This is a genomic window from Streptomyces sp. NPDC038280, from assembly GCF_055600045.1.
In genome coordinates this window covers 124,706-144,452 of the sequence record NZ_JBVJYZ010000017.1, presented here as the reverse complement: position 1 = coordinate 144,452, position 19,747 = coordinate 124,706, and the positions used below count along the sequence as shown (strand labels likewise).

Genomic DNA, 19,747 nt, shown 5'->3' with positions numbered 1-19,747 from the left:
CGAAGACCGAGGGAATCATTGCCCATCCCGTGACAGCGGCGCCGGACAGGATTACTTCGCCCGACCGGTTCCGCTGATGGGCGACATGAGCAGCTGTCCCAGGCCGGAAAATGCGGTTGTCGTAGCCGCGCAGGGACCAACAGCGGGCCCGGTATGTGGCCTGGCCACAGGGCGGGGCGCCCTTCCGTGGTCCGTGTGGCGGGTCGTGGAACGGTCAGGCGAGGAAGCGTTCGACGGCCTCGCGGGCGCGGGCGTTCGAGGCCGCGGCGTCTGCCAGGTGGCGGGCCAGAGCATTGATCCATTCGTCCAGGTCGACCTGGTGCCGCGAGAGCACGATGCCCCGCACCTCGTGGCAGATCTCCCCGGCCACCCGGCCCCGGTCCATCCGCAGCGAGAGCCGTTGCTCCCCGAGCGTGATGTCCAGTCCGATGACCGGACCCTCGCGCCCGGCCACCCGCTGCGGGCTTGACCTCAATCGAGGTTCAGGTTGGAGGCTTCTCGGCATGCCGCGGGCCGCAGGGCAGCGCAGCACTTCACACATTGGAGGAAGTCTCATGTCGAGCAGTGCCGTTCCCAACCCCGGCCCCGCTGGGCCCGCCGCGCCCTCGGTCCACCGTTCCGGCCTCACCTGGTGGAAGGCGCTGGTCGCCGGCGCGGTCGGCGCGACCGTAGTCAATCTGATCGTTCTTGCCGTCGCCAAGCTGGCCGGTGCCTCACTGATCGTCGTCGACGGCAGCGAAGAGCATCCGATCACGGTCGCGGGTGTCATCGGCGCCTCCGTCGTCCCGTTGGTCGTCGGGACGGGCGCTGCCCTCTTGATGGCCCTGTGGAAGCCGGTGTTCCTGCGGATCGCGCAGTACGTGGGCGGTGGGCTGGCACTGTTGTCGGTTGCCGGCCCGCTGTCGTCCGGCGCCGACGGCGGCACCGTCGCAGCCCTGTCCCTCATGCACGTCACCCTCGGAGTGGCGCTCGTCACCACCCTGAAGCTCCACCGCCGCCACCGTTGAGCGTGTCCTTGTTGGTCCAACCGCGAACGATGCCCCGACGTGCCCGTATGGGGATGCGGGAGACGTGAACATCGGTCGACGTCGGGCCCCGGCGGTGGGTCAGTCGGCGACGGCGCTCCGGCGGTGGGCGCGGATGATGTCCGCGTACCGGTGTCCGCTGGTCTTGATGGTGCGGGTCTGGGTCGCGTAGTCGACATGGACCAGACCGAAGCGCTTGTCGTAGCCGTAGGCCCACTCGAAGTTGTCGAGCAGCGACCACGCGTAGTAGCCCGCCAGCGGCACCCCCTTGCGCAGGGCGCGGGCGCAGGCCGCCACGTGCTGCTCGAGGTAGCCGGCGCGCTCGGGATCGTGGACGGCCCCGTCGGCGCCCACCGTGTCGGGGAACGCGGAGCCGTTCTCGGTGACGTAGAGCCGACGTACGCCGTAGTCGTCGGTGAGGCGGATCAACAGTGCCTCCAGGCCGTCGGCGTCGATCTGCCAGTCCATGCCCGTGCGCGGCGCGTCCGGGAGACGGACCTCCCGGGCGTGGGGGACGGGACCCTCCGGGTCGTCGGCGACGGTGGCGGGGAAGTAGTAGTTGAGACCGTGCCAGTCCAGGGGGGCGGCGATGACTGCCAGGTCGCCCGGCTTTTCCGGGAGTTCCACACCGTAGAGCTCCCGCATGTCGGCGGGGAAGCCCCTGCCGTGGACGGGGTCCAGCCACCAGCGGTTGATGTGGCCGTCCATGCGGACGGCTGCCGCCCGGTCCTCGGCCCGGGTCGAGGCGGCCTCGACGGTGGAGTGGTTGGTCACGAGACCGACCTGCGCGCCGGGCGCGGCCGCGCGGATCGCCTGTGTGGCGAGTCCGTGGGCCAGAAGCAGGTGGTACGAGGCCTGGACGGCGGCGGTCAAGTGGGTCAGACCGGGGGCCATCCGGCCTTCGAGGTGGCCGATCCATCCGGAGCACAGCGGTTCGTTGAGGGTGGCCCACTGGGTGACGCGGTCGCCGAGGCGCCCGGCCACGACGGAGGCGTAGGCGGCGAGGTGCTCGGCGGTGTCGCGCGCGGTCCAGCCGCCTCTGTCCTGGAGGGCCTGGGGGAGGTCCCAGTGGTAGACGGTCACGCTCGGGGTGATTCCGGCGGCGAGCAGACCGTCCACCAGCCGGTCGTAGAAGTCGAGGCCCGGGGCGTTGACCGGTCCGTCGCCGCCCGGAACCACTCGGGGCCAGGCGACCGACATGCGGTAGGCGTTGGTTCCCAGGCGCCGCATCAGGGAGATGTCCTCGGGCCAGCGGTGGTAGTGGTCGCAGGCCTCGTCGCCGTGGTCGTCGTTGTCGACCTTGCCGGGGGTGTGGGAGAAGGTGTCCCAGATCGAGGGCGCCCGGCCGCCCTCCGCGACGGCTCCCTCGATCTGATAGGCGGAGGTGGCGGTGCCCCAGGCGAAGTCGTGGGGGAAGGCGGCCAGGTCTGGTGATTCGGACACGGAGAACCTCTCGGGAAGGAGCCTCTGGGAAGGGAGTTACTTGACCGCGCCCGCGGTGAGGCCGGTGACGAGGTAGCGCTGGAGCAGCAGGAATCCGGCGACGACCGGGACGCTCACCACGAGTGAGGCGGCCATGACCTGGTTCCAGTACACGTCGTTCTGGGTTGCGTAGCCCTGCAGACCGACGGCGAGCGTGCGCGTGGTGTCGGTGGTCATGACGGAGGCGAAGAGGACCTCGCCCCAGGCGGTCATGAAGGCGTAGACGGCGACGGCGACGATCCCGGGGACGGCCGCCGGCACGATGACCCGGAACAGCGCGCCGAGCGGGCCGCAGCCGTCGACCTTGGCCGCCTCATCGAGATCCCGGGGAACGGAATCGAAGTACCCGATGAGCATCCAGATCGAGAACGGCAGGGAGAAGGTGAGATACGTGAGGATCAGCCCGCCGCGCGAGCCGAAGAGCGCGACGCCGGTGGCGTTGCCGATGTTGACGTAGATGAGGAACAGCGGCAGCAGGAAGAGGATGCCGGGGAACATCTGGGTCGACAGCACCGTCACGGTGAAGACCCGCTCGCCGCGGAAGGCGTAGCGGCTCACGGCGTAGGCCGCGAACACCGCGATGGCGACGGAGCAGACGGTCGCCGCGCCGGCCACGATCAGCGAGTTCACGAAGTAGTCGGCGAGCGGGACGGTTTCCCAGATGTCGAGGTACGGGCGGACGGTCAGTGCCGAGGGGATCCACTGGAACTTCCCCGTGACGTCCTCCAGTGGCTTGAGCGAGCTGGATACCATGACGAAGACGGGCAGCAGGACGAACGCGATGAGCAGCGTCAGGAAGATCCGCCGGCTCCAGAGGAAGGAGCGCGGGGCCGCCATGGGCGAGCGGGGGAGCCGCTCGGAGTGCCTAGACATCGGAGGCCCTTCTTCCCCGGGAGGTGATCAGCAGGTAGACGCCCGTGACGACGAGCAGGAACAGGAGCAGCAGCACCGACATCGCCGAACCGGTCCCGAAGTTCCAGGTCTGGAAGGAGGACTGGTAGATGTGGAGTGAGATCAGGTCCGCCGCCTCCGGCGCCGACTTGCCGAAAAGGACGAACGGCGTGTTGAAGTCGTTGAACGTCCACAGGAACAGCACCAGCACCAGGACCTGGTTGACCGGACGCAGCGACGGGAGGGTGATGCGCCGGATCTGCTGCCAGATCCCCGCGCCGTCCAGGGCGGCCGCCTCGTACAGGTCCCGGGGGATGTTCTGCAGCCCGGCCATCATGACCAGAAAGGCGAACGGCCAGCCCTTCCACACCGAGACCACGAGCAGGGTGATGAAACTGTTGTCGCCGATCAGCCAGAACGGCGGGCTGTCGGTGAGTCCGAGCTGGTCGTGCAGGACGTGGTTGATCAGGCCGTTGTCCCGCTGGAACATGAACGCCCAGGTGATGACCGCGGCGTAGACGGGCAGTGCGTACGGCACGAGGAAGAGCGCCCGCAGGACGCCCCGGCCCCGGAACGTCTCCTGCATGAAGACCGCGGCCGCGGTGCCGAGCAGCCAGCACAGTCCGACGGACACCACGGTGAACAGACAGGTGGTGACGAAGGACCGGAGCAGCGCCTCACCCACGGGGGCGTTCACGTCGAACGCGACGGCGTAGTTGTCCACGCCGGCCCAGGGCGCGCTGCCCCAGTCGCGGATGGAGAACTGGGTGAGCTCCTTGAAGCTCATCGTGATGCCGATCAGCATCGGTACCAGGTGGATCAGGAGTTCCAGTATCAGAGCGGGAAGCAGCAACAGATACGGCAGGCCGAGAGCGCGCAGCCGCCCGGGGCGGCGGGGGCCGCGCGCCGCCTTGGGGTCCTCCCGCCGCTCGGTCCGCCCGCCGGCCCTGCCGGTGGTGGTGGTGGTGGTCATGGGAGTGTCCGTGCTCACTTCTTGGGCATCTGCTGCTGGGCCTTCTCGAGCTTCGCCTTCACCGAAGCGGTGGTCACCGGGCGGCCGGCGGCGGCGTCGGCGAACAGTTCCTTGACCGCGGTGCCGACGACCGTCTCGAACTGTGACTCCTCGGGGACCTGCGGAAGGGGCGAGGCGCTGGTGGCGAGGGTGGTGCGCAGGACCGCGAGGGCGGGGGAGTTGAACGCGGGATCCTGCTGGGCGGACGTCACCGGAGGGATGGATCCGTACGCCGTGTTGAGGATCTTCTGCTCCTCGTCACCGGTCATGAACTTCACGAACTTCAAGGCGCCGTCGATGTTCTTGGTGTTCTTGAAGACACCCATGTTGATGCCGGCGACCATGGAGTTCGTGGCCTTGCCGGTGCCCGGCACGCCGGACGGCACGGGGGCCGGCGCGACGCCCCACTCGTCCTCGTTCATGCCCTGGGCCTTGAACGTGGTGGAGGCGGTCTGCCACAGGACCATGGCGGTCTTGTCCTTGGCGAAATCGCTTAGGGACTGGTTCTGTGCGTACTCGGCGTTGCCCTTGGCGACGATCCGGTGCTCGGCCATGAGGTCGACGTACTGCTTGACCGCCGCGACGGCGCCGTCGGAGGTGAAGTCCGCCCTGCCGTCCTCGGTGAAGAAGTCGGCGCCGTGCTGCTTGCCGAGGACGAAGACCTGGTGGATGTTGTTGGACAGGTTGGAGCCCTCGACGCCGATCGCGGACGTGCCGTCCTTCGTGAGCTTCTTGCCCGTCGCGACGAGTTCGTCCCATGTGGCCGGGGGCTTCTGGACGCCGGCCTCGGCGAAGAGCTTCTTGTTGTAGTAGAGGGCGTACGCCATCGAGTAGAGCGGCACGGCGGCCGGGTCCTGGCCCTGGACACCGGTGGAGCCGAGCGCGGAGGCGACGAAGCGGTCCCTGCCACCGATCTTTTCGAAGTTCCCGTGGTCCCAGGGCAGCAGGGCGCCGGTGGCCTGGAGGGAGGCGCTCCAGGTGTTGCCCATGTTCAGGACGTCCGGGCCCTGGCCCGACGTGGTGGCGGTGAGGATGCGATTGAGGAGGTCCGACCAGGGAACGACCTCCAGCTTCACCTTGATGCCGGTCTCCTTCTCGAACGTGTCGAGTTCGGGCTGGAGGACCTTCTTGTCGACTTCGATACTGGCGCCCTGGTTGGAGGCCCAGTACGTGAGGGTCTTCGGCTGGGAGTTCGACCCGCCACCGCCGGACGCGGAGCCGCCGCCACAGGCGGCCGCGGTCAGGACGAGGGAGAGGGTGGCGGCGCCGATGGCTGCGGCTCTGATTCTGCGCATGACTCCAGAGGCCTTTCGTGGAGTGATGGAATCGCCGAGGAGGGGAAGGGTCGGGACAGACACCCCGCGTTCGGACCCCGAAGAACCTCACGGCTTAATTTAGGATGTGAGTTAAACCCCAAGCGAAGGTCGCGTCAAGAGGTGCCGCAGGGGTATGTTGCGTATCAGGACTGAGGGAAGAGGGGCAGCGTGAGAGTGCGCAGCGGCCGTACAGTGCATGACCTGCGACGCGAGAACCGCACGGCGGTCTTGCGGCGGTTGTACTTCGACGGACCCCTGAGCCGCTTCTCGCTCGGCCCCGCCACCGGCCTCAGCTCCGGGTCGGTCAGCAATGTGGTGGCCGAGCTCGTCGGCGAGGGACTCGTGGAGGAGGCCGGCAGCGTCGACTCCGCGGGTGGACGGCCCCGCATCCTGGTCCGCATCAACCCCACCAGCGGCTACATGATCGGCGTCGACGTCGGCGAGACCAGGGTGCGGATCGAACTCTTCGACCTCGCCCTCACTGAGCTCGCCCGGGTCGAGAAGCCCCTGGTCGTCGAGGGGCCGCGGCGCGTCGACCGCTATGAGGTCGGCGTCGTCGTCGGCCATCTCCGCGACGGCATCGCCGAGGTCCTGGACCGCGGCGGCATCCCCCCGGAGCAGCTGCTCGGCGTCGGGATCGGCGTCCCCGGCATCGTCGCGCGCGGTGAGGGCGGCGCCGTGGTGCACGGCCAGACCATCGGCTGGGACGCCGTCCCGCTCGAGCACCTGCTGCGCGAGGCCGTGCGACTCCCCGACACCGTGCCGTACTTCATCGACAACGGCGCGAAGACCCTCGGCCAGGCCGAGATGTGGTTCGGCGCCGGCCGCGGCGCCCAGAGCGCCGTGGTCGTCCTCTTCGGCTCGGGCGTCGGCGCCTGCGTCGTCACCGACGAGATGGGTCCCGGCCGAGCCGTCGAGTGGGGGCACCTGACCGTACGGGTGCGGGGGCGGCGCTGCCGCTGCGGCGCGCTCGGCTGCCTCGAGGCGTACGCGGGGGCCGAGGCACTCCTCGACCGGTGGCGCGAGGCGGGCGGACAGCCGCCCGCGGGCGCGTCCGAGGAGACCGCGCTGACCGCGATGCTGGCCGCCGCCTACCCCGCCCCCGGCGACGACGGCAGCCTGCCCGAGGCCGACGTGGCGGCCCTGGATGTCCTGGAGGAGACCGCCGAATATCTCGGCGCCGGCTTCTCGGACCTGATCAACCTCTTCCAGCCGGAGCGCATCCTGGTCGGCGGCTGGGCGGGCCTGCAGCTCGGACCGCGCTTCCTGGACTCCGTACGGGCGTACGCCACGTCCTACGCGCTGTCCTATCCGGCCGCCCATGTACGGATCGACCTCGGCACCCTGGGACCGGACGCGGTCACGGTCGGAGCGGCGATCCTTCCGCTCGCCGACTTCTTCGCACGCGGGGGCCGCCGGGAGCGGGCCGAGCCCGAGGACCCGAGCCCGGCGTGGCGGACGACTCTGCGGGAACGGGCGGTGCAGTAGGCGGCGTTGGCCGGCCGGCGTCGCTCAGCGCGTCACGCAACCCGGCGAGCCGGTCGCGTCCCGCCGGAATGCCCCGCGGAGCGCAGATCGTCGCGATGTGTCGGCAGCCCCGTGCCAGGAGATGCCCGGCGGCCAGCCGGCCCCCTTCGTAGTGGCCCAGGTCGACGTAGCTGACGGACAGGGGGCGCGTGGGCCGGGCGAACAGGACGACGGGAATCCGGGCTGTCTGCAGATGGTCGAAGGTGATCACTTTGCCGCCACATGACGTGCACTGTTCCACGCGACAACTGCCCTCCGTGCGCGGGTTTCTGTTGGTACGCCAACTCCTCCCATCAAGGCCCTTCGGGAAGAGGCCGGGGCCGCTCCTGGGTCAGCCGAAGACCACGCAGGCGGCGGCCGGCACCGTCAGGGAGCCGGCGCGACGCAGGTGTCCGGCGTCCTCGTCGACGTCGAACCAGGTGATGTCTCCGGACCACTCGTTGGCGACGTAGAGTCTGCGCCCGGTGGGGTCGGCCACGAGGTCACGCGGCCAGCTGCCACCGCATGCGACGGTTCCCGTCAGCTGCGGCTTCTCGGCTCCGTCGGCGAGGTCGTAGGTCAGGAGCGTGTTGCTGCCGCGGACCGCCGCCCACAGGAAGCGCCCGTCGGAGGAGACCGCGACGACCGAGGGGTAGGCCCGCGCACCCTCCGGAACGTCGTCGGTGCCGATCGGGATCTCAGAGAGCACCTCAAGACGACCGGGCTCCGAGTCCCAACGGCAGACGGTCAGTTGGGGTTCCAGCTCGTGGAGCACGTAGATCACGCCGCCCTCCGGGTGGAAGGCGAGGTGGCGAGGACCCGACCCGGCACGCAGCGCGGTCTCGTCGTGCGCCCGCAGGTGGCCGGTCGTCTCGTCCAGTGCGCAGACCCGGACCGAATCGGTACCGAGGTCCACGCTGAGAACCCACCGGCCGGTGGGGTCGGGCAGCACCTGGTGGGCGTGTGGCCCCGCCTGCCTGTCGGTGTCGGGGCCGTGGCCCTCGTGGGTGAAGACGGCCGCCGGCCCCGAGAGGCTGCCGTCCGCGGCGACGGCCAGACTGCTGACAGTGCCCGAGGCGTAGTTGGCGGTCAGCAGACGGCGCCCGACCACGCTGAGATGGGTGGGGCCGCAGGCGTCCACCGCGACAGCGGGGCCGAGGGCGGTCAGACCCTCCGCGCCGGGCAGGAAAGCACCCGCCGCGCCCTCCTCCGCCTCGCTCACCGCGTACAGCACGCCCGTGTTCGGTGCGAGGACGAGACACGAGGGGTTCGGGAACGGATCGACCTCCGTGAGCGTGGTGAGCGCTCCGGTCGCCGGGTCAACGGCGGCGACGGTGATTCCGCGCCCGCCCCCCGAGGTGAACGAGCCGATGTACGCCCGCCGCCCGCCGTTCCGCTCCGCCGGGTCCCTACGCTCCGCGCCGCTCACAGGGTGACCTTTCCGCCGTTTTCGGATTCCGTTTCGGATCGCGGAGCTCAACGACCGGCCGGCCCGCCGGTTACCGGCTGGCGGTTCCCTGTCTATCTGCGGTTTCCCGCCGAGTCTGCGGTGTCAAGTGCACGGGTCCCGGTGACGCCCTGCGCAGCGAGCTGCCCTACCGATGTCGCCCAGGGCCGCGCGGCTGCGGTGTCAGCCTGTGGGGCGAGGCAAGCCGGGCACTGGTGCCCGCACAGCGCAATGAAGCAGGAACCCACCCGAAGCAGCGCCCGTCCATGGCGTGGCGGGCGGGAATCGCCCTTCTTCAGGTGGGCGAGGGTGTCAATGGTGCCGGGGCGCGTACATGATGACGGCCATGCCGACGAGGCAGATGGCCGCCCCGCCCACGTCCCAGCGATCGGGACGGTACCCGTCGGCGATCATTCCCCAGGCCAGCGAGCCGGCCACGAACACACCGCCGTACGCGGCGAGGATGCGGCCGAAGTTCGCGTCGGACTGGAGGGTGGCCACCAGACCGTAGACACCCAGGGCGATGACGCCCAGACCGACCCAGACCACGCCTTTGTGTTCCCGGATGCCCTGCCACACCAGCCAGGCACCGCCGATCTCGAAGAGGGCGGCGAGGACGAACAAGACGACGGAACGGGCTACCAGCATGGTGGGACGTTTCTCTTCTCTGGGACGGGTGGGAGGTCAGGACGTCGGTGCGAAAAGCTCGGCCAGTATTGTCGCGCCTTCCTCGGGCGCGCGGACCTCCGCATGCATCGCATCGCCGTCGAGGTGGATGCGGAAGTCGTAGAAGGGGCAGCACTGCTGCTCGGCGACCGCGAGTTCGGCGAAGCCGCGGGCGCGGTCGATGGGCAGGGTCAGGCGCAGCCCGTCGGTCAGGGGTTCGGAGGTGCTTCCGGAGAGCACCCGATGCCAGCGCTCGGTGCGCTCCTTGAGCGAGGAAGTGGTCAGGCTGCAGGCCACGGGGGAGGAGCGCCAGCGTTCAGTGTCCTCGGCGGGAGCGGTATCGCTCCCGGCATGCTCGGAGTGGCCCTGTTCCACGCTGGTACGCACGTCGCAAGCGGGGTCGCACGGGCCCGGGCGGGAGGGGAGCCCGTCGAGATGCTCGACCACTCTGCGCAGAGTCGTGATGAAGGTGCCCAGGCCGGCGACGTGCTGCTCGGCATCGGCGATGCGCGCGCGAAGGCGCGAGCGCAGTTCTGTCTTGACCTCCGCGCAGTCTCCGGCTTCCCGGACCCTCAGCAACTCGGCGATCTCCTCGAGGGGAAGGCCGAGTTGCTTGGCCGTGGCGATGAAGGAGAGCCGCTCCACCGCATCCTCGTCATAGATCCGGTATCCGCTCGGGCTCCGGCCGGCCTGGAGGAGACCGATGTTCTCGTAGAACCGCAGAGTGCTGGCGCGCACCCCCGTGCGCTCAGCCAGCTGGGAGATCAGCATGGTGCTCATGAGAGGAACGGTAGACCTTCAAGTCGTCTCGAAGGTCAAATCCGGCTGCGCCGACGGGTGAGCTCCACCCCGCCACCACGTGCGGCATCCACGCTGCCGGCCTCGCCCGCCGCTTTACTCAGCCGTCGCTCGGAGGGTTCGCATGGGAGGGGCCTGCCTGCGCCCGATGCGTCCGCCTGTCGCGGTACCGGACGAACATGGAGGACGCGGCGAGAGTGAGCAGAGCGATGGTGAAAAGAATGCGGGCGACGGCATCGTCCTCGGTCGTCGCCGTGCCGGCGAGGACCGCGCTGGCCGCGGCGGCGGCGAGCAGGATGACGATGACGCCGACGCTGGGCTGCGCGTGGTGACTGGACACGATGTTCCGCCTTTGGCCGGGTGTGCTGGGGCGGGCTGGGTCTGCGCGGCGGGCAGGCGGGTATCGCTGCGCGCCGCGGGTGCGCGTGAGGCCCTCAGTCCGGACCGCGGACGCGGACGGCGCTTGCCGAACCCGGCGCGTAACGCACCAGCAGCGCGGTGATCTCCTGCCGGAGCTCTCGGAGCAGGGCCATCTCGTCCTCCAGCGTGCCGAGGTGCCGGCGCAGCAGGCTCTCCGTCGTGGAACCGGGTGCGCCGTCGCGCACGGACAGGAGCTCCGTGATCTCCGCCAGGCTCAGGCCCAGCCGCTGAGCGGAGCGAATGAAGCGCAGTCGATCGAGAACGGCTTCGTCGAAGCGGCGGTGGCTTCCGCGCGCTCTGCTGTGCGCGGTGAGGAGGCCCAGGCGGTGGTAGTAGCGCACGGCACTGGCGCTCAGTCCGGATCGGGCGGCGACGTCGGCGACCGTCAGGAGGTGTGTCACGGCTTGTCGCTCACTCCCCTTGAGGAGGCAGGTCCTTGATCCACTGGGGGTCCGCATCAACCTGACCCATCTGAGAGGCACCACCGGGCGAGCCGATGGTCACGAAGAACTCCTCATTCGCCCGGATGTAGTCCTTCCACATTTCCGGTACGTCGTCCTCGTAGAAGATGGCTTCGACCGGGCACACCGGCTCGCACGCGCCGCAGTCGACACACTCGTCGGGGTGGATGTACAGCATCCTTTCCCCCTCGTAGATGCAGTCCACGGGGCATTCCTCGATGCACGCCCGGTCCTTCACGTCGACGCAGGGCTGAGCGATGATGTAGGTCATGGGTTGTCCTTCTTCAACCGGCTGAAGTCGATCAGAGGGAAGGCGGCGGACGCGAAGGGTGAGGTCCGCGTCCGCCGGGCACGACGTTTTCACCGCTCTTGCAGACGGGCCGGCCCGAGGCCAGAACTGCTTCCTCCGCAGGCCGGTGCGGGAGAGGCAGGCCCGCGAGGGCTGTGACCCACGCGGGGCCGGGCATGGGCGGTCTGCGCGCGGGACGTCCCAAGTGCCGCGTCAGCAGCCGCAGTCGGAGTCCTTGGCCGCGGACTTGCCCACGCTCACTTTCGCGTTCACCTTCTGCCTGGCCTTGGCGGCGCCCTCCGGCGGCTTGACGGCGCGGCCGATGGCCATCGCCTCGATGAACTGCCACGCTCCCGGCATCTTGGTCTCGTCGAGGTCGGTGATCTCCAGCGAGGAGTCCGCCAGCGTGTCGAGCGTGGGCCGGTTGCAGTGGCACTCGTTGCCGAACCAGTACCAGCCGAGCTGCACGATGTCCTGCTTGCGCGCGATCCGCGGGTCGCGGTTGCGCACGTGCTCCAGGAACAGGTACTGACCACCCGGCTTGAGGACCCGCTCGATCTCGCGCAGAGCCACATCGGGGTCGGGCACCGTGCAAAGGATCATTGCCGCCGCAACGGTGTCGAAGCTGTCATCGGGAAACGGCAGGCGCTCCGCGCCGGCCACCGTCAGCTGGATGCGCCGCGGGTCGTCGCGGACCTTCTCCTCCAGCTTCGACACCATCGGCGCGTACGGCTCCGTGAGAATCAGCTCGCTGACGGTGTCCGGGTAGTGCGGCAGGTTCAGGCCGGTGCCGGTACCCAGCTCGATCGTGCGTCCGTAGGCCGGTGCCAGCATCTGGGCGCGCTTCTCCGCCAGGCCGTGCTTCTCCACGTGGGACAGGAACTTGTCGTACATCCCAGCGAAGACGTACTTCCCCCACGTTGCGTTGTAGGCCTTCTTCAGAAGATTAGCCACGTCACTCCCTCAGAGCAGTCACTATTGCTCCCCCATTTGAGGAGCTCTTAAACCGAGTGCTTGTCGATGCGTTGCCGTGCGCACTTTCGAGGGCCTAGCCGAGTGCCTCAAGAGACCATGTCCATATGGTGGATACCGCGGAAGTCAACGCTCCGCACAAGCCGCGCGGAACGCCCTTTGCCCGCGAGCGAGGCAGGCAGCTCATGCCCTTTCTGTCTGGAGCTGAGGCCTGGATGGCTGATCTCTCGGACGGTAGTGTTGCCGTTGAAGCCAGCTTCAAGTCAACACTGTCGGGGGAGTTCATGGACGACACGTTGCTGTCGATAAGCGAGGTTGCGCGAAGAGCGGGTATAGCCACTTCCGCCTTGCGGTATTACGAGCGATGCAGCTTGATCCCGGAGGGCGCGAAGGTGGCCGGCCGCAGGCACTATCCGCCCGCTGTCCTGCACCGTCTGTCGGCGATCAAGATCTGTCAGAGGATCGGGTTCAGCCTTGCGGAGATCTCCGACCTGCTGCAGGGCGGCGGGGTCGGCGGCGGCGTGTGGCGTCACGTGGCCAGTGCCCGTCGAGCACAGGTCGAGCGCGAGATCGCAGCCCTGAAGGACCTGCTCCGGCTCATCGACAAGACCCTGGACTGCGACTGCCGGACCCTGTGCGACTGCCCGCACATGGGGCCCGACGGCCCGTTCGCGGCCGGCTCCCAGGGCGCCGGGCAGGACGACTGCAGCCAACTGGATTCCTGGCCCTCTCAGGTGTCGGGCCTGTGACAGCGCCCGCGCCCGGCACTCCTGCCTCGGGAGCGCCGGGCCCGGGGCCCGCTGCCGTTCCGCATGAGTAAGGTGGCCTTCCAGCGGCTTTTGCCTTTCATTCAATAAAACCGGAATGCTGGATTCCCGTTGTGGCCCGGGGTGCTCCCGTGTGGCGCGATTCTTTTCAGCCATCCTGTTTCGGCCAGGCGGCGAAATGGTTGCGCAGCCGATCGTCGTGGTCTAACTTTCTGGACCGTCGAGCGCTGCCGCTGTGAAGTGTCACAGATTATCAAGGTCATCTTTCTGCTGCCTTGAATCACTCGTTGCCGTTGCCGTGCAGAGTGAGCGCGCTGCTTTCTTCCGTGCCTGTTCCAGAACATCGCCGCCCAACAGTTGACGGTTTATTACCGTCCAGTCCGGCTGGAGCACGAATTGCCCGGGAACAAATCTGAATCAGTGCTGCCCAAATCGGGCGTATCTGCTGCAGGAGCGGAAACTTCCCTGTTTCCGGGCCGCAGCGGCCTCCCCATCACTTCATCGTGGATAACGGCGGTCCTGGTCGCCACGGGCGGCTCACTCATGGTCGTCGTCTCCCTGGGGGCGATGGCCGCGGAGCTCGGCAACGTGTCGATCTGGGTGTGGATCATCACTGCCGCCGTAGGCGGCGCGCAGTGCCTGCTGATCGCGGAGCTCGCGTCCCGCTTCCCCGAACGGGCCGGCGGAACAGCGCAGTTCGCCTACCGCGTCCGCGCACAGGGCTCTCCCACGATGGGCGCCCTGTCCGCCTGGTGCTACTGGTTCGCCTGGACCCCGGGCATCGCGGTCAACCTGATCCTCGCCGCGACATTCCTCAGGAACCAGTGGCTGCCGGGCGTTTCTCCCGTCGTGCTGGCGCTCGCGATCGCCGCGGTCCTCTACTTCATCACCGCGCTCGGACTGAAGCTGTCCACAATGATCAACGCCGTGCTGGCCCTCGTCGCGGTGGCCGTCGTCCTGGTGGTCGTCCTCTGTCCGGTGGCACGCCCCCACTCCAGCGACATCTCGCAGGCGTTCCCCTCCGCGCTGCCGGCCGACACCGGCGCCAAGGACGGGCTGTGGGCGCAACTGGCCCTCATCGCGAAGTGGAGCTTCGTCGCCACCTGGTCCTCCTACGCCGCGGAGATGGCCTCCACGGTGTGCGCGGAGATCCGGCACCCCGAACGCACCATGAAGCGGGTGATGTCGACATCCGCCATCATCTGCTTCATCGCCTTCGCCGCCGTACCGATAGCGATGTTCGCGCTCTCCGGCGTCGACGGCATCCAGAAGGACCCCTTCGAGGTCTTCGCCAACGCGGGACACGTACTGCTGGGCCCCACGGGCGACATCCTCGTTCAGCTGGGCCTGACCGCCGTCCTCATCCTCGGAGCCGAGACCTTCATCATCGGCTCCTCCCGGACCATCTACCAGATGGCACAGGACGGCCACCTGCCCCCCGCCTTCGGCAAGATCAACAAGCGTGGAGCGCCGGTCGGCTCCATCGCCTGGGACGCGGTGGTCATCGCGCTGCTGCTGATCGTCTTCGGCACCAACGTGGTGGATGTCGTGGCCGCTGCCAACTTCGGCTACATGGCGGTGTTCGTCCTCATGCCCATCGCCTACCTGATGCTGCGCAAGCATCCGGCCGGCCGGCCCGGAAGCTTCCGTCTGGGCGGATACGCCAGGCCGCTGGCCGTGGCTCTGTGCGCCGTGAACGTGGTGCTCCTGGTCTTCGGGGGAACCCAGTGGGGCGGATCGGTCATGCTGATCGGCCTGTGCGTGAGCCTCGTGATCCTGCCGATCTCCTACTTCACCCGCCGGCGGCGCGCCAAGACCGCACCGTCCGCACCGCAGGAGCCCGAGCTTGCCTCCTGACCACGGGCCGAGCCCCCGACAGGAGGGTCCCATGTCCGACCGCGACTTCTGCTTCAGCGCCTTTCTGCCTCAGGGCATCGACGCGGTCGCCCGAGGAGGGATCGCTCGCAGCCAGGCGCATCTGTCCCCGGCCCTGCGTACCGTCCATCAAGCCCTCCTGCGGGAATTCCTCACCACCGGCCGCGGGCCGAGGATCGCGTGGGTGCGCCGCCTCACCCTGCGGCACGGACTCGACCCCGGCCCTGCCATCAGGGCGCTGGCCGACGCGGACCTCGTGCACTTCAACTCCGCTTGCGAGCGGGTCGAGATCGCCTACCCCCTGTCCGGCGTGCCCTCCCCGCACCGGGTGACCGTCCATGACGGACGGCCGCTGGCCGCCATGTGCGCGATCGACGCCCTAGGCATCCCGCTCATGGCCAACGCCGCCGCCACGATCATCTCCAACGACCCCGGCACCGGTCAGCAGATCCGCGTCACGCGGGAACACGACGGCAGCTGGACCTGGGAACCGGCCACCACGGTCGTGGTGCTCGCCACCGCCGAATGCTCCGGCCCGATCGCCAACGCCTGCCGGCACACCGAGTTCCACGCAGCACCCGAACTGGGCGAGCGCCACCTGACCGGGCATCCGCAACGACAGGGCCGGGTGCTTACCCAGGATCAGGCACTGGCCATCGCGCAGACAGAGTTCGGACCCCTGCTGGCGACAGCGAGCCACTGACCCCGGACCGCGGACCCGCTCCCCGGCCGGGGCTCAGGCCCCTGCCTCCCCGCAGCATTCAGGGCCCGGCTGCGGAGCGGGCCTCCACCCGCACATGCGACCGACCTGCGCCCTCCAACCGGCGCTGACTTCGACGACCACTGGAGATCCATCGTGTCCACCCAACCCACCCAGGCCCCCGGCGACGCCCGCCTGCAGTCCCTCAACGGGATCGACTTCGCTGTCGCCGACCTGACGCTGGCCGAGTTCGGCCGCAAGGAGATCCAGCTCGCCGAGCACGAGATGCCGGGCCTGATGACCCTGCGTGCTGAATACGCCGATACCCAGCCGCTGCAGGGGGCCCGCGTCTCGGGCTCCCTGCACATGACCATTCAGACCGCCGTCCTCATCGAAACCCTCGTCGCCCTGGGCGCCAAGGTGCGCTGGGCCTCGTGCAACATCTTCTCCACCCAGGACCACGCGGCCGCTGCCGTCGTGGTGGGACCCGACGGCACCCCGGAGGCGCCGAAGGGCGTGCCTGTGTTCGCCTGGAAGGGAGAGACCCTCCAGGAGTACTGGTGGTGCACCGAGAGGATGATGACCTGGCCCGGCGGGCAGAGCGCCAACCTGCTCCTGGACGACGGCGGCGACGCGACGATGCTGGTCCACAAGGGTGCCGAGTACGAGCGCCTCGGACACGTCCCCGACACTCAGGAGACGGACTCCGAGGAGTGGTCCGTTGTCCTGGACCTGCTGCGGGCCTCGCTCACGACCTCGCCGGACAAGTGGTCGGTCCTCGGCTCACGGATCCTGGGCGTGACGGAAGAGACCACCACGGGCGTCATGCGCCTGGAGAGGATGGCGGCCGACGGCGAGCTGCTCTGGCCGGCCATCAACGTCAACGACTCTGTGACCAAGTCGAAATTCGACAACAAGTACGGCATCCGCCACTCCCTCATCGACGGCATCAACCGCGGAACCGACGTCCTGATCGGCGGCAAGGTCGCCGTCGTCTGCGGCTACGGCGACGTCGGCAAGGGCGCGGCGGAATCGCTGTCCGGCCAGGGTGCCCGCGTGGTGGTGACCGAGATCGACCCCATCTGCGCCCTCCAGGCGGCGATGGACGGCTACCAGGTGGCCCGGCTGCAGTCCGTGCTGCCGATCGCCGACATCGTGATCACGACGACGGGCAACAAGGACGTCGTCATGGCCGAGGACATGGCTCAGATGAAGCACCAGGCCATCCTCGGCAACATCGGGCACTTCGACAACGAGCTGGACATGGCCGGACTCGCCCGCTACCCGGGCGTCCGCAAGAACCCGATCAAGCCACAGGTCGACGAGTGGGTTTTCCCGGACGGACACTCGGTCATAGTGTTGTCCGAGGGACGTCTGCTCAATCTCGGGAATGCCACGGGCCATCCGAGCTTTGTTATGTCCAACAGCTTCTCCAACCAGGTGATCGCACAAGTCGAGTTGTTCACCAAGCACGCCGAGTACGAACGAGGCGTCCACCGGCTCGCCAAGCACCTGGACGAGAAGGTCGCCACGATCCACCTGGAGGCGCTCGGTGGCGAGCTGACCACGCTCACCAAGGAGCAGGCGGAGTACATCGGCGTGGACGTCCAGGGGCCGTTCAAGTCCGAGCTCTATCGCTACTGACGTCACGCGGCAGGGCCGGCCCGGAGGACTTCCTCCTGGTCGGCCCTGCGCTGTTGACCGGTATCGGACTCATGGGGGAGATCGAAAGTTGACGAAGAAGGTGGAATCGACGATGCCTGCCCAACAAGGCATGTCCGTCGCAGTGTTGGCCCGTCTGGCGGGGACCACGTCGGACACCATCCGCTACTACGAGCGGCTCGGCCTGCTGCCCAAGGCCCCGAGGAACGGCGCCGGCTACCGCCGCTACGGCGCCGACGCCATAGACCGCATGAAGTTCATCCAGGGCACTCAGCGACTCGGCTTGAGCCTGAGCGACATAGGCGACCTGCTGAGCATCCGGGACACGGGCACGTGCCCGTGCGGCGACGCAGCCGTGATCCTGCGCAAGCGCATGGACGAGGTCCGCACCGAGGTCCAACGGCTCACGGCCCTCTTCGATGAGCTGGCCGCGATGGTCGGACAACTTCCCAGCCAGGAGTGCCCGGACCCGATCCCCGGCGTATGGAAGCCGCAGACGGCCGAGTCAGCGTGACTGTGGTGGCGGCCGGCCCGGGGGCGCCGGCCGCCACCACAGCACGAGCGTGCACCTTCTCCGTGGCTAGGACGGGCTGTCCAGCGCGCTCTCGTGCAGATCGCTGCGCCGGATGAGGGTGAAGACGAGGACCGCGCCGACCGCCGCGACCAGGGCGCAGAGGCGGACCACTTCAGTCAGGCTGTCCACATACGCGACGCGGGCGGCCGCGGTCGCCGCCTCCACCATCGACGGCGGCACCAGTCCGCCGAGATCGCTCAAGGCGCCGGTTGCCACCTCGTGCGCGACGGAGCCGGCCCGGTCACCCAGCTGTTGACCGACGGCTGACTGAGTGAAGGCCGATTCGACGCAGCTCTGGAAGAGGGCACCGAAGCCCGACACGCCAATCGCGACACCGGCCTGCTGGAAGGTCTGGCCCACCCCGGAAGCCATGCCGGCCCGCGCGGGACCAACGACACCGACGGTCACCGCCGCCCGCGGCGGATTGAACATGCCCATCCCGACGCCCATCACGAGCAGGCTCGGCAGCAGCACGGTCCAGTCGCTGGTGGGCTTCACCAGGGTGGCCAGTCCCAGCCCGACGGCGATCAGCGCGATGGCCGTGCCCAGGAGGAGGCCGGGGGAGAGGGTACTGCCGAAGCGCCCCGTCAGGATGGCCACCACGAACAGGGTCAGGGTCAGGGGCAGGAAGCGGAGCCCCGTCTGCCATGCCGAGTAGCCGAGGACGTTCTGCATGTAGGAGATGAGGAGGAAGACCGCGGCCAGGCTCGCCGCGTTGTTGAGGAAGGTCCCCCAGGCGACGCCGTTGAATGAGCGGATCCGGAACAGCGACAGATCCAGCATGGCTGTCGTGCCCTTGTTCTGCTGGATGACGGCGAAGATCCCCAGCAGAGCCGCACCGATCCCGAAGGCGAAAAGGACCGGCGGGCAGTCCCATCCCATTGAGTTGCCGGCCATGAGACCGAAGAGCAGCAACGCCAGTCCCAGCCCGAAGGTGACCATGCCGGCGTGGTCGACGCCGTGGGCATGAGGGTCCCGGGACTCGCGCAGCCGCCCCATCGTCGGGAGAAGCGCGAGGATGCCGATCGGCACATTGACAAGGAAGATCCACCGCCAGCTCAGCGATGTGGTCAGCCAGCCGCCGATCAGCGGGCCGAACGCGAAGGCCAGACCGCCGACCCCGCCCCACACTCCGAACGCGGTGCCGCGTGCCCGTGCGCCGCGGAACTCCTGCCCGATGAGCGCGAGTCCGACGGAGAAGAGCATCGCGGCGCCGATGCCCTGGACGCCGCGGGCGACGCTGAGCACGAACGGGTTCACAGCCAGGCCGACAGCGAGCGAGGAGAGGGTGAAGACCAGCAGCCCCAGAGTAAAGACGCGCTTGCGTCCGATCCGGTCCGCCAGTGATCCGCTGGAGAGGAGAAACGCGGCCATGGCCAGCGTATAGGCGGCGATCACCCACTGCTGTTCGGCGAAGCTCGCGTTCAGGGCATCCCTCAGGCTGGGCAGCGCGACGTTCACGACCGTGACGTCGAGCAGCAGCATGAAGGTGGTGACACACACGACAACCAAGGTCCATCCGCGGACATGTGAGGGGGCGTCCTTCCCCTCGGGTCCTACGTCCCGGTGGCGGATCGCATCAGCCGACATCTGTTGTCTCCTTGTCATGCGGCCGTCCACGGGAGTGTTCTCGTTGAACCTGGCTTCAAGTCAACGCCCGGTGCAAAGGGGAGGAGCCCGGCTGGCGGGGGATGACAGCCGGGCTCCTGGTCAAGAGAGGATCACGTACGGCGGTTCGACGTGAACGTGCCGTTCACCGGCGTCGGGGAGCAGCCGCATTCACCGGCGGCGCAACTGTTCTCAGTGGCGGCCGTCTCGGCCGGCACGGCGGTCACCGAGCTTGGTGTTCCGCAGCTGTCGCCGCACCCGCAGCCGTCGTCCGAT

Annotated in this window: 20 protein-coding genes; 7 read left to right on the top strand and 13 right to left on the bottom strand. The window is 68.6% G+C overall.

Annotated elements, in window-relative coordinates; translation table 11 throughout:
• Positions 1-214: 214 nt before the first annotated feature.
• The gene (locus tag ACZ7J0_RS27925; RefSeq protein WP_470891869.1) at positions 215-475 is read right to left on the bottom strand and encodes a hypothetical protein; all 261 of its coding nucleotides are present in this window, start codon (positions 473-475) and stop codon (positions 215-217) included.
• 79 nt (positions 476-554) lie between these two features.
• On the opposite strand from ACZ7J0_RS27925, the gene ACZ7J0_RS27920 reads away from it, so the two are divergent.
• Positions 555-1,007: a DUF6069 family protein gene (locus ACZ7J0_RS27920; protein ID WP_470891867.1), complete on the top strand. Its 453-nt coding sequence runs from the start codon at positions 555-557 to the stop codon at positions 1,005-1,007.
• 99 nt (positions 1,008-1,106) lie between these two features.
• On the opposite strand, the gene ACZ7J0_RS27915 is transcribed toward ACZ7J0_RS27920, so the two are convergent.
• The 4 genes from ACZ7J0_RS27915 to ACZ7J0_RS27900 are packed head-to-tail and all read right to left on the bottom strand — an operon-like array spanning position 1,107 to position 5,705.
• A complete protein-coding gene (locus ACZ7J0_RS27915; protein WP_470891865.1) occupies positions 1,107-2,468 on the bottom strand; it encodes a GH1 family beta-glucosidase in 1,362 nt (453 codons plus the stop codon).
• 36 nt (positions 2,469-2,504) lie between these two features.
• A complete protein-coding gene (locus ACZ7J0_RS27910) occupies positions 2,505-3,344 on the bottom strand; it encodes a carbohydrate ABC transporter permease (protein ID WP_470891895.1) in 840 nt (279 codons plus the stop codon).
• Positions 3,345-3,372: 28 nt separating this feature from the next.
• Positions 3,373-4,371: a carbohydrate ABC transporter permease gene (locus tag ACZ7J0_RS27905; protein WP_470891863.1), complete on the bottom strand. Its 999-nt coding sequence runs from the start codon at positions 4,369-4,371 to the stop codon at positions 3,373-3,375.
• Between the two features lie 14 nt (positions 4,372-4,385).
• Positions 4,386-5,705: an extracellular solute-binding protein gene (locus ACZ7J0_RS27900; protein ID WP_470891861.1), complete on the bottom strand. Its 1,320-nt coding sequence runs from the start codon at positions 5,703-5,705 to the stop codon at positions 4,386-4,388.
• Positions 5,706-5,894: 189 nt separating this feature from the next.
• Between ACZ7J0_RS27900 and ACZ7J0_RS27895 the strand changes: the two genes are divergently transcribed.
• The gene (locus ACZ7J0_RS27895; RefSeq protein WP_470891859.1) at positions 5,895-7,214 is read left to right on the top strand and encodes an ROK family transcriptional regulator; all 1,320 of its coding nucleotides are present in this window, start codon (positions 5,895-5,897) and stop codon (positions 7,212-7,214) included.
• A gap of 370 nt (positions 7,215-7,584) precedes the next feature.
• Here ACZ7J0_RS27895 and ACZ7J0_RS27890 read toward each other — a convergent pair whose 3' ends face one another.
• From ACZ7J0_RS27890 to ACZ7J0_RS27860, 7 genes are all read right to left on the bottom strand, one after another.
• A complete protein-coding gene (locus tag ACZ7J0_RS27890; protein WP_470891857.1) occupies positions 7,585-8,661 on the bottom strand; it encodes a lactonase family protein in 1,077 nt (358 codons plus the stop codon).
• 330 nt (positions 8,662-8,991) lie between these two features.
• On the bottom strand, positions 8,992-9,327 hold the full coding sequence (locus ACZ7J0_RS27885) for a YnfA family protein (RefSeq protein WP_470891855.1): 336 nt from the start codon (positions 9,325-9,327) through the stop codon (positions 8,992-8,994).
• 36 nt (positions 9,328-9,363) lie between these two features.
• Positions 9,364-10,125, bottom strand: a complete 762-nt coding sequence (locus ACZ7J0_RS27880; RefSeq protein WP_470891853.1) for a MerR family transcriptional regulator — start codon at positions 10,123-10,125, stop codon at positions 9,364-9,366.
• Positions 10,126-10,243: 118 nt separating this feature from the next.
• Complete coding sequence (locus tag ACZ7J0_RS27875) at positions 10,244-10,483, bottom strand: hypothetical protein (RefSeq protein WP_470891851.1); 240 nt, start codon at positions 10,481-10,483, stop codon at positions 10,244-10,246.
• Positions 10,484-10,577: 94 nt separating this feature from the next.
• The gene (locus tag ACZ7J0_RS27870) at positions 10,578-10,964 is read right to left on the bottom strand and encodes a MerR family DNA-binding protein (RefSeq protein WP_470891849.1); all 387 of its coding nucleotides are present in this window, start codon (positions 10,962-10,964) and stop codon (positions 10,578-10,580) included.
• Positions 10,965-10,974: 10 nt separating this feature from the next.
• Entirely contained in the window at positions 10,975-11,295 is a 321-nt protein-coding gene (gene fdxA, locus ACZ7J0_RS27865; protein WP_470891847.1) for a ferredoxin, read from the bottom strand.
• Between the two features lie 231 nt (positions 11,296-11,526).
• Positions 11,527-12,267 (bottom strand): class I SAM-dependent methyltransferase, encoded by a 741-nt coding sequence (locus ACZ7J0_RS27860; RefSeq protein ID WP_470891845.1) that lies wholly within the window; start codon positions 12,265-12,267, stop codon positions 11,527-11,529.
• A 125-nt stretch (positions 12,268-12,392) separates the two neighbouring features.
• On the opposite strand from ACZ7J0_RS27860, the gene ACZ7J0_RS27855 reads away from it, so the two are divergent.
• From ACZ7J0_RS27855 to ACZ7J0_RS27835, 5 genes are all read left to right on the top strand, one after another.
• A complete protein-coding gene (locus ACZ7J0_RS27855) occupies positions 12,393-13,034 on the top strand; it encodes a MerR family transcriptional regulator (protein WP_470891843.1) in 642 nt (213 codons plus the stop codon).
• 438 nt (positions 13,035-13,472) lie between these two features.
• The gene (locus tag ACZ7J0_RS27850) at positions 13,473-14,909 is read left to right on the top strand and encodes an APC family permease (protein ID WP_470891841.1); all 1,437 of its coding nucleotides are present in this window, start codon (positions 13,473-13,475) and stop codon (positions 14,907-14,909) included.
• A gap of 31 nt (positions 14,910-14,940) precedes the next feature.
• Positions 14,941-15,630: an organomercurial lyase gene (gene merB, locus ACZ7J0_RS27845; protein WP_470891839.1), complete on the top strand. Its 690-nt coding sequence runs from the start codon at positions 14,941-14,943 to the stop codon at positions 15,628-15,630.
• Positions 15,631-15,822: 192 nt separating this feature from the next.
• The gene (ahcY, locus tag ACZ7J0_RS27840; protein WP_470891893.1) at positions 15,823-17,271 is read left to right on the top strand and encodes an adenosylhomocysteinase; all 1,449 of its coding nucleotides are present in this window, start codon (positions 15,823-15,825) and stop codon (positions 17,269-17,271) included.
• 112 nt (positions 17,272-17,383) lie between these two features.
• Positions 17,384-17,803 (top strand): MerR family transcriptional regulator, encoded by a 420-nt coding sequence (locus ACZ7J0_RS27835; RefSeq protein ID WP_470891837.1) that lies wholly within the window; start codon positions 17,384-17,386, stop codon positions 17,801-17,803.
• 66 nt (positions 17,804-17,869) lie between these two features.
• Here the strand turns inward: ACZ7J0_RS27835 and ACZ7J0_RS27830 are convergent, their stop codons facing one another.
• The gene (locus ACZ7J0_RS27830) at positions 17,870-19,366 is read right to left on the bottom strand and encodes an MFS transporter (protein WP_470891835.1); all 1,497 of its coding nucleotides are present in this window, start codon (positions 19,364-19,366) and stop codon (positions 17,870-17,872) included.
• Between the last annotated feature and the right edge of the window lie 381 nt (positions 19,367-19,747).

What these genes read in the sequence shown, in the direction of transcription:
- ACZ7J0_RS27835 (WP_470891837.1), top strand. Translation starts at nt 17,384, where the DNA reads ATGCCTGCCCAACAAGGCATGTCCGTCGCAGTGTTGGCCCGTCTGGCG.
- ACZ7J0_RS27880 (WP_470891853.1), bottom strand. Translation starts at nt 10,125, where the DNA reads ATGAGCACCATGCTGATCTCCCAGCTGGCTGAGCGCACGGGGGTGCGC.
- ACZ7J0_RS27855 (WP_470891843.1), top strand. Translation starts at nt 12,393, where the DNA reads ATGGTGGATACCGCGGAAGTCAACGCTCCGCACAAGCCGCGCGGAACG.
- merB (WP_470891839.1), top strand. Translation starts at nt 14,941, where the DNA reads ATGTCCGACCGCGACTTCTGCTTCAGCGCCTTTCTGCCTCAGGGCATC.
- ACZ7J0_RS27920 (WP_470891867.1), top strand. Translation starts at nt 555, where the DNA reads ATGTCGAGCAGTGCCGTTCCCAACCCCGGCCCCGCTGGGCCCGCCGCG.
- ACZ7J0_RS27910 (WP_470891895.1), bottom strand. Translation starts at nt 3,344, where the DNA reads ATGGCGGCCCCGCGCTCCTTCCTCTGGAGCCGGCGGATCTTCCTGACG.
- ACZ7J0_RS27905 (WP_470891863.1), bottom strand. Translation starts at nt 4,371, where the DNA reads ATGACCACCACCACCACCACCGGCAGGGCCGGCGGGCGGACCGAGCGG.
- ACZ7J0_RS27900 (WP_470891861.1), bottom strand. Translation starts at nt 5,705, where the DNA reads ATGCGCAGAATCAGAGCCGCAGCCATCGGCGCCGCCACCCTCTCCCTC.
- ACZ7J0_RS27885 (WP_470891855.1), bottom strand. Translation starts at nt 9,327, where the DNA reads ATGCTGGTAGCCCGTTCCGTCGTCTTGTTCGTCCTCGCCGCCCTCTTC.
- fdxA (WP_470891847.1), bottom strand. Translation starts at nt 11,295, where the DNA reads ATGACCTACATCATCGCTCAGCCCTGCGTCGACGTGAAGGACCGGGCG.